Source organism: Methylobacterium sp. J-072 (genome assembly GCF_022829425.1).
Taxonomy (GTDB): Bacteria; Pseudomonadota; Alphaproteobacteria; order Rhizobiales; family Beijerinckiaceae; genus Methylobacterium.
The window spans coordinates 1-9,118 of record NZ_JAKSYK010000204.1 but is presented as its reverse complement, the minus strand read 5'-3'; the positions used below and the strand labels follow the sequence as shown (position 1 = coordinate 9,118).

The following is a 9,118-nucleotide window of genomic DNA, read 5'->3' as shown; positions in this document are numbered from 1 at the left end:
GGGACCCAGCACACGAAGCGCCGCGCCAGCGGCACAGGTCGATCGGACGGACGCTGCGCGCCGTCGTGTGCTGGGTCCCGGGTCGCATTCCGCTGGCGCTGCATGCGCCCGGGAAAACGGCCGTGCAGACCGGCTCGACGCCAGGTCCTGGCTCTCAGCCCGACATCTTGAAAGGGCTGGGTCCGGAACCCTCTGAATCCGATATTTTTTCGTTGTAACAATGATTTAATCGAAACTCTTAGCGCGTTGAGCGAGGAAATCGCCCGACGAACGGGCCGGGTTATGAGCGACGAAGCCGGGATCGTTCAGGCTTCGTTTACGCGATCCCTACAATTCTGGGTGGACCGGCTGAGCCCAGTGGCGCGGCCGGTGCCGGTTCGTTTCCCGGCCATGATCCCGCGTCGCGTTTGGTGATCCCCGATATGGTGCGCACGACCCTTCCCCGGCCTGCGCGCCTCGCCCTGCGGCTGCTGGCCGTCTCGGGCGTGGCCCTGGCCACGGCCAACTGCGCCACCACCCCCCAACAGCAGAAGCTTAGCTCCGGCAACGGCATCGACCCGAAATACGGGGTCAAAGCGAGCCCGCGCCTCTACAACGAGGGCGACGTGATCCCGAAGGGCGGCGGGCGCCGCTACACCGGCAAGCCCTACGTGGTGGCGGGCCAGACCTATGTGCCCAAGGAGGATCCCCGCGGCTACGTGCGGGAGGGCCTGGCCTCCTGGTACGGCTCGGCCTTCCACGGGCGCATGACCGCCAACGGCGAGGTGTTCGACCGCCACTCGATCGCCGCCGCCCACCCGACCCTGCCGCTGCCGAGCTACGCGAGGGTGACCAACCTCGACAACGGCTCCTCGATGATCGTGCGGGTCAACGACCGCGGCCCCTACCATGCCGGCCGCGTCATGGACGTCTCCGAGGAGGCGGCCGAGGCCCTGGGCTTCCACCGCCGCGGCACCGCGCGGGTGCGGGTCGAATATGCCGGCCGGGCCTCGGTCGCCGGCAGCGACGACCGCAAGCTGCTCGCCAGCCTGCGCACTGACGGGCAGCCGGCCGGCCGCTCGACCGTGATGATGGCCGATCTCGGTCCCGCATCCACCCCCTCGGAGGAGCCGGAGCGCTACGCCCGCTCGGCCCCCGAGCCCCTGGCCTTCAAGCCGGTCCCCGAGCGCGCGCAACCCGACGAGGCCCCGGCGCCGCGGCCCGAGCGAGCCGCCCCGGTGCGCGCACCGATCATGATGGCCTCGGCCGCCATGCGGGTGCCGGCGGCCGTCCAGCCGACCGCCCCCAAGGTGCGGGATTTCCGGCCGGCGCCGCTCCAGGTCGCCGAACAGAAGGCCACGGGATCCAGGACCGCCGACGCCAAGGGCGCGGGCGTGAAGGTCGCGGGCCTCAATCCGGCCTCGGGCCACGGTGCGCCGCAGGCGGCCGGGCACGGGGCCACGAAGCCCGCCGGTCGTCCGACCTTCGCGGAAGCCGCCAAGCAGCCGGTTCGGGCCGGCGGTGCCGCCCCGACGAAGGTCGCTGCGGCCGCGCCCGCGGCGCTGCCGCCCGCGTCCAAGTCCGCCCTGGCGCATCTCGCCTCCGCGGCGGCGCCGGCCAAGGTTTTGGCCGGCGGCACCGCCAAGGCCGCGGTGACGACGAAAGTCGCCACCGCCGCGAAGGCGCCGGTTCCTGGGAAGCCTGAGGCGCCGACCAAGACGGCCGCGCCCGCCAACGCCAAGCATCCGCGCCTGGCCGGGATCTACTGAGGCCGGGCCGGACGCGCCGCGAAGGGCCGCCGTTCCCGCAATGCGGCATTTCGCGTTCGATCCCGCGTCGAAACCGTAATATGGTCACGCTTGTTATCCGGATGCGGTTGGCGTTCTTCCAACCGGGCGGCAGGCGTGGGACGGAACGGTGATGCGCAGGACCCTTCTCACCCTTCTCGCGGCCGCCTGCGCGTTGGGGGCGGGCCTCGCCGGCGCGACCGCCCAGAGCTTCCAGACGGCGGCCCCGCACGCGATCCTGATCGACGCCGATTCCGGCTCGGTGCTGTTCGAGAAGGCCGCCGACGAGCGGTTCTCGCCGGCCAGCATGGCCAAGCTGATGACCACCGACATCGTGTTCGAGGCGCTGAAATCCGGCCGCCTGTCGATGGACACCGAGTTCACCGTCACCGAGGACGCCTGGAAGCGCGGTGGGGCCGGGGGCGGCGGCTCGTCGATGTTCGCGCAGGTCAACAGCCGCATCAAGATGTCGGACCTGCTGCGCGGGCTGATCGTCCAGTCGGGCAACGACGCCGCGATCACCATCGCGGAGAACATGGCCGGGACCGAGGAGGCGTTCGCCGGGCTGATGAACCAGCGCGCCAAGGAGATCGGGCTGACGAACTCGACCTTCCGCAACGCCACCGGCTACGCGGCGCCCGACCAGAAGGTCACGGCCCGGGACATGGCCAAGCTCGCGATCCACATCATCGACACCTACCCGGATCTGTACAAGATCTTCGCCGAGAAGGAGTTCACCTGGAACAAGATCCGCCAGCAGAACCGCAACCCGCTGCTGACCCTCGATATCGGCGCCGACGGGCTCAAGACCGGCTACCTGGAGGAATCCGGCTACGCCCTGACCGGCTCGGCGGTGCAGAACGGCCAGCGCCTGGTGCTGGTGGTCTCCGGCCTCAAGACCGCCCGGGACCGGGCCGCGGAATCGCGCAAGCTGATGGAATGGGGGTTCCGCGCCTTCGAGCCCCGGCAGATCTTCGCGACGGGCGAGACCGTGGCCGAGGCCTCGGTGTTCGGCGGCCAGGCCGGCTCCGTGCCCCTGGTCTCGAAGAAGCCGGTGCGGGTGCTGCTGCCCCGCGGCTCCAACGACCGGGTCAGCGCCAAGGTGGTCTATACCGGGCCCCTCGTCGCCCCCGTGGAGGAGGGCCGGCAGGTCGGCACCCTGCGGATCCAGCGCGGCGACACTGTCGCCCTCGACCAGCCGCTCTTCGCCGGCGCCACGGTCGAGTCCGGCACCCTGTCGCAGCGGGCGATGGATGCGGCGCTGGAATTCGGCACCGGCCTCGTGCGCAAAGCCTTCGACCGGGTCGGCAAGAAGGACGCGAAATCCGGCGACCGGACGGCCGATCCGACGTGATGTTGCACCCGTGATCGTGCCACGCGTCGAAGAGCCCGCGCCGGGAGCCTTCATCACCTTCGAAGGCGGCGAGGGCGCCGGCAAGTCGACCCAGATCGCCCGCCTGGCCGCGACCCTGCGGGCGCGCTCGGGGCGGACGGTGTGCGTGACCCGCGAGCCCGGCGGCTCGCCCCGGGCGGAAGAAATCCGCGCGGCCCTTCTCGGCGGCGTCGCCAAGCCCTACGGCCCCTTCGCGGAGGCGCTGCTGTTCAGCGCCGCCCGGATCGACCATCTCGACCGGCTGATCCGCCCGGCCCTGCGCCGGGGCGAGATCGTGCTGTGCGACCGCTTCATCGACTCGACCCGGGCCTACCAGGGCGCCGCGGGCGGCCTCGACCCGGCCGTCGTCGCCGCCCTGGAGCGGGTCGTGGTCGGCCCGACCCGGCCCGACCTGACCTTGATCCTCGACCTGTCCCCAGAAGCCGGGCTCGCCCGCGCCGCCGGGCGCGCCGCCGGGACCGGGCAGGGGGCCGACCGGTTCGAGGCCGAGTCCCTAACCTTCCACACGCGGCTGCGCGAGGCCTTCCTGGCGATCGCCCGCGCCGAGCCGCAGCGCTGCGCGGTGATCGATGCCGGCCGCGATCCCGATTCGGTGGAATCCGCGATCCGCGCCACGGTGGCGTCCCGCCTGCCGGGCCTGCTGCCGATGAAAGGGAGCCGGGGCGATGCCGCCTGAGACGCCGGGCGCGGATTTGCGCAGCGTCTCGGCCGGTCTATATTCGGGAGCGGGACCGGCGGTGGCTGCCGCCGACCCCTGGCATTCACCCGTTAAGGTGTAGCCAACTCAAAATCAGTGGGTGAATGGCGAGTCGGAGGTGGAATCTCCACTCGCCATTTTCCGATTTTGAGACTGCCAGAGAGAGAACCATTCTCTGCACTCCCGGCCGCATCCGGCCGCGTGCGGCCATCGCGGAGTGGGTTGGTGAGGCCCACCGTGCGAGGCCGGCATGAGTCGGCCCCGAGGCGGTGGGCGCCGCCGTTCCATCTGTGTAAACCGCGCGGAACCGGGTTTCCAAAGGGCTCGCAGCCCTTTGGCGGGTCGTCAGGGCGAAGCCCTGATGCAGGATTTCGCGCGATGAGACAGGCCGCATGAAACTGGCAGACCGCGCCGCCGACGACGTCGAGCCCGGTGACCTTCCCGGCATCCCGCGCCCGCGCGAGACCCGGGCGCTGGTCGGCCACGAGGCCGCGGCCGACGCGTTCGGGGCCGGGATCGCGGCGGGCCGCCTGCACCATGCCTGGCTGATCGGCGGCGCCCCCGGCATCGGCAAGGCGACCCTCGCCTACCGGGTCGCACGCCGGCTGCTCGCCTATCCCGAGGGCGGCGGACCGGCCGGGCTCGACGTGCCGGACGAGAACCCCGTCTCCGGCAAGGTCGCGGGCCTGTCGCACCCGAACCTTGTCGCCCTGCGCCGCCACCGCACCGCCGGCGCCAAGGCGCTGCCGACCAAGATCTCGGTCGACATGGTCCGCCGGGCGCTCGACCTGTTCGCCTCGACCGCCACCGATTCCGGCTGGCGGGTCTGCATCCTCGACAGCGCCGAGGACCTGAACGCCAACGCCGCCAACGCCCTGCTCAAGGTCCTGGAGGAGCCGCCGCCCCGCGCCCTGTTCCTGATCCTGGCCCACCAGCCCGGGCGTCTGCTGCCGACGATCCGCTCCCGCTGCCGGGTGCTGATGCTGCGCCCGCTCGCCCCCGAGGCGGTGGCCCGGGTGGTGCGCGGCCTGCCCGAGCCGTTCCCGCAGCCGGACGAGGCCGCCCTGGCCCGGGCGGTCGCTCAGTGCGAGGGCTCGGTCGCCCGGGCGCTGGCGATGCTCGATCCGGTCACGGCCGGCCTCGTCGCCGAGGTCGAGACCCTGCTGGCCCGGGCGCAGACGCCCGATTGGGGCCGGGTGCTCAAGCTCGCCGAGACCCTGGCCGGGCGCGACGCCGAGGCGCGGTTCGAGGCCGCCCAGGACGCGGTCCTGCGCTTCGTCTCGGCCGAACTCGACCGGCGCCGGGACGAGCCGCCGGCGCGCCTCGCCGCCCTGGTCGAGGTCGCCGAGCGGTTCGGCCGCGCCGCCCGGGAGGCTGCGATCTACAATCTCGACCGGCGCCCGGTCGTGCTGTCGTTGTTCGGGGATCTTGCCGAGGCGGCCTCGTAAACGTTGCGCCTTCCCGGGACGGCCAGGGCTCTGCCCTGGACCCGCAAAAGGTCCCGGACCTTTTGAATCCACGATCGTCCGCGCGGCAGCGGCGGTTGCGTCCCCGCCGCTGCCGCGCGACAACGCGGGCAGCCTTTTGCGATCATCCGGAACACCACAGACGTGACGTCCAACGCCCCGGCGCAGTCCCAAAAAACCTTCGGCCTCTCGACCGCGATCTCCTACCCCAACGGCGCGCCGCATATCGGCCACGCCTACGAGGTGATCGCCGCCGATGCCATCGCCCGCTTCCGCCGGCTCGACGGCTACGACGTGCTGTTCTCCACCGGTACGGACGAGCACGGCCTCAAGATCCAGCAGGCGGCGACCCGGGCCGGCACCAGCCCGCGCGCCTTCGTCGACGGTACGGCAGCCCGGTTCCAGGCGATGGCCGACCGGATGGACTGCACCTACGACCGCTTCATCCGCACCACCGAGCCCGGCCACTACGAAGCCGCGCAGGAGATCTGGCGGCGGATGGAGGCCAACGGCGACATCTACCTGGACAAGTACGCCGGCTGGTACTCCGTGCGCGACGAGGCCTATTACGACGAGGCCGAGACCCGCCTGCTGGAGGATGGCAGCCGCCGCAGCCTCGCCACCGACACGCCGGTCGTGTGGATGGAGGAGGAGAATTTTCTCTTCAGATTGTCCGCCTACCAGGACCGGCTGCTGAAGCTCTACGAGGACCAGCCGGACTTCATCGGGCCGGAAACCCGAAAAAACGAGGTGGCGAGCTTCGTGCGCTCCGGCCTCAAGGACCTCTCGGTCAGCCGCACCACTTTCGACTGGGGCGTGCCGGTGCCGGGGCATCCGAACCACGTCATGTATGTCTGGGTCGATGCCCTGACCAATTACCTGACGGTCACCGGCTTTCCCGACGCGGAGGCCCCCCTAAAAAAATTCTGGCCGATGGACCTGCACGTGATCGGCAAGGACATCGTCCGCTTTCACGCGATCTACTGGCCGGCCTTCCTGATGTCGGCTGGGCTGCCCCTGCCCAAGCGCGTGTTCGGCCACGGCTTCCTGCTCTCCAAGGGCGAGAAGATGTCGAAGTCGCTCGGCAACGTCCTCGACCCGTTCGAGCTCGCCGACACCTACGGGGTCGATCCCGTGCGCTACTTCGTGCTGCGCGAGGTGCCGTTCGGCGGCGACGGCAGCTACAGCCACGAGGCGATCATCGGCCGGATCAATGCCGACCTCGCCAACGACCTCGGCAACCTCGCCCAGCGCTCGCTCTCGATGGTCGCCAAGAACTGCGACGGCGCGGTGCCGGATCCCGGCGCCCTGCCCGGTTCCTTGGACGAGGCCGACCGCGCCCTCCTGGCGCAGGCCGATGCGCTGCCCGGGAAGGTCCGGGAGCTGATGGGCGATCTCGCGCTCCACAGCGTCCTGGCTGAGATCTGGGCGGTGGTGGCCGAGGCCAACCGCTACTTCGCCGGCCAGGAGCCCTGGAAGCTGCGCAAGTCCGATCCGGCCCGGATGAACGCCGTGCTCTACACGACGCTCGAAGCCCTGCGGGCCTTCGGCATCCTGGTCCAGCCCTTCGTGCCCACGGCAGCGTCCAGGCTCCTGGACCTGCTCGCCGTACCGTCAGACCGGCGCATGCTCGCCGATGTGGGGGAGGGCGGTCGCCTGGTACCCGGCACCGCCTTGCCCGCCCCGGCCCCGGTCTTCCCCCGGTTCGAGCGGCCCGAAACGCCGGCCGCCTGACAGCGATCCGAGACACGATGCTGATCGACAGCCACTGCCACCTCGATTTCCCGGACTTTTCCGCGGACCTGCCCGGCGTGATCGCCCGCGCCCGGGCCGCGGGCGTCACCGGCATGCTCACCATCTCGACCCGGGTCGCCCGGGCCGAGACCTACCGGGCGATCGCCGAGGCCCATCCCGAGATCTGGTTCACCATCGGCACCCATCCGGACGGGGCGGCCGAGGAGCCGGATGTGCCCGCCGAGACGATCGCGGGAATCGCGACCGCGCATCCCCGCTGCGTCGGGATCGGCGAGGCGGGACTCGACTACCACTATCCCGACGGCGCCCCCGAGGCCGTGCAGGAGCTGGTGCTGCGCGCCCATATCGAGGCGGCGCGCCTGTCCGGCCTGCCCCTGGTCATCCACGCCCGGGATGCCGACGACCACATGGAGCGGGTGCTCACCGACGAGATGGGCCGGACGCCGTTCCGGGCGGTGCTGCACTGCTTCTCGTCGGGCCGGCGCCTCGCCGAGGTCGGGATCGAGCTGGGGCTGTCGATCTCGTTCTCCGGCATCGTCACCTTCCGGCGCTCGCACGCTTTGCGCGACATCGCCCGGAGCGTGCCCCGCGACCGGATCCTGGTGGAGACCGATGCGCCGTTCCTCGCCCCCGAACCGCATCGCGGCCGCACCAACGAGCCGGCCTACACGGCCGACACCGCCCGATCGCTGGCCGAGACCCTGGGGCTGTCCGCCGAGGACTTCGGCCGGATCACCACAGCGAATTTTTTCGCCCTGTTCGACAAGGCCAAACCTAAGGACGCGGCATGACCGATCCGGGCGCCGCGCCGGCGAGCCTGACCCTGCGCATCCTCGGCTGCGGCTCGTCCGGCGGGGTGCCGCGGGTCGGCAGCGGCTGGGGTGCCTGCGATCCGGAGGATCCGCGCAACCGCCGCCGCCGCTGCTCGATCCTGGTCGAGCGCGACTCCGGGGGAGGGCGGACCACGCTGCTGGTCGACACCTCGCCCGACCTGCGCGAGCAACTCATCGATGCGGGCGTCCAGCGCCTCGACGGCGTGCTCTACACCCACGCCCATGCCGACCACACCCACGGCATCGACGACCTGCGCCCCCTGGTGATCACCATGCGCGGGCGCATCCCGGTCTATGCCGACACGCTCACCCGGGCGCTGCTGACCACGCGGTTCGGCTACTGCTTCGAGACGCCCCCGGGCAGCGCCTATCCGCCGATCCTCGACCTGCGCGATCTGCCTTCCGAACTGACCCTCGACGGTCCGGGCGGTCCGATCACGGTGGAATCGCTCCCGGTCGAGCACGGCACCGAGGCCGCCCTGGGCTTCCGGTTCGGCCGGGCCGCCTACATGCCCGATGTCAGCCTGATCCCGGAGGCGAGCCGGGCGCGTCTCTACGGTCTCGACCTCCTGATCATCGATGCCCTGCGGGACACGCCGCACCCGACGCATTTCTCCGTCTCGGATGCCCTAGCGCTGATCGCCGAGACCAAGCCCCGGCGGGCGGTGCTGACCAACCTCCACACCGATCTCGACTACGCGGCCCTGGCGGCGCGCCTGCCCGCGGGTGTCGCGCCGGCCTATGACGGGATGACCCTGAGCCTCGACGCCTGAGACACGCTTCGGGGGAGGGGGACACAATCGGAGGTAGGGGCCGAATCGGCTGTCACACCCTTGTCGTGGCCGGAGTCCAAGAAAATCGGCTCCACCCGGAACAACCCTGTTGACGGCCGGGAACCAGCTGCGTATACACCGCTCATCGGCGCCGGCCGCGGAAGTGGCCCGGGCGCTGAGACATCTTCTGACAGATCTGCGGGGTTGGCCGGCGGGAAAGCCGGGCAGCTTGCTGTTTGTCTGTAGTAGGTCGGGTCCCTGGATCCTGCCGCACGGTCTTTGACATTGTTGGATTTGAGGAAGGGAGACGCGGACGGCGTTTGTCCTTGCGGTCGGAGCTTTGGCTTCGACAAGTGAGAGACTAGTGCCGATCGTCGTATCTCTCTTTTTGAGCTCACCGATCTGGCTGCGCTGTGAAGCGCTGCTTGGTCGATT

General features: G+C 70.7%; 8 protein-coding genes. All 8 read left to right on the top strand.

The window, feature by feature from the left end:
- A partial coding sequence (locus MKK67_RS26615; RefSeq protein WP_243971159.1) for a hypothetical protein occupies nt 1-218 on the top strand: 218 nt, incomplete at its 5' end.
- A gap of 204 nt (nt 219-422) precedes the next feature.
- Nucleotides 423-1,748 (top strand): septal ring lytic transglycosylase RlpA family protein, encoded by a 1,326-nt coding sequence (locus MKK67_RS26610; RefSeq protein WP_243971157.1) that lies wholly within the window; start codon nt 423-425, stop codon nt 1,746-1,748.
- A 151-nt stretch (nt 1,749-1,899) separates the two neighbouring features.
- Nucleotides 1,900-3,120, top strand: a complete 1,221-nt coding sequence (locus MKK67_RS26605; protein WP_243971155.1) for a D-alanyl-D-alanine carboxypeptidase family protein — start codon at nt 1,900-1,902, stop codon at nt 3,118-3,120.
- Between the two features lie 10 nt (nt 3,121-3,130).
- Nucleotides 3,131-3,835: a dTMP kinase gene (tmk, locus tag MKK67_RS26600; protein ID WP_243971153.1), complete on the top strand. Its 705-nt coding sequence runs from the start codon at nt 3,131-3,133 to the stop codon at nt 3,833-3,835.
- Between the two features lie 413 nt (nt 3,836-4,248).
- Nucleotides 4,249-5,304, top strand: a complete 1,056-nt coding sequence (locus tag MKK67_RS26595; RefSeq protein ID WP_243971151.1) for a DNA polymerase III subunit delta' — start codon at nt 4,249-4,251, stop codon at nt 5,302-5,304.
- A 162-nt stretch (nt 5,305-5,466) separates the two neighbouring features.
- The gene (gene metG / locus MKK67_RS26590; protein WP_243971149.1) at nt 5,467-7,056 is read left to right on the top strand and encodes a methionine--tRNA ligase; all 1,590 of its coding nucleotides are present in this window, start codon (nt 5,467-5,469) and stop codon (nt 7,054-7,056) included.
- A gap of 17 nt (nt 7,057-7,073) precedes the next feature.
- A complete protein-coding gene (locus tag MKK67_RS26585; protein WP_243971147.1) occupies nt 7,074-7,868 on the top strand; it encodes a TatD family hydrolase in 795 nt (264 codons plus the stop codon).
- Nucleotides 7,865-8,683 carry an MBL fold metallo-hydrolase gene (locus MKK67_RS26580; RefSeq protein WP_243971145.1) on the top strand — a complete coding sequence of 273 codons (819 nt, stop codon included), beginning with the start codon at nt 7,865-7,867 and terminating at the stop codon, nt 8,681-8,683. The genes MKK67_RS26585 and MKK67_RS26580 overlap by 4 nt, the downstream gene beginning before the upstream one ends.
- Nucleotides 8,684-9,118: the final 435 nt, after the last annotated feature.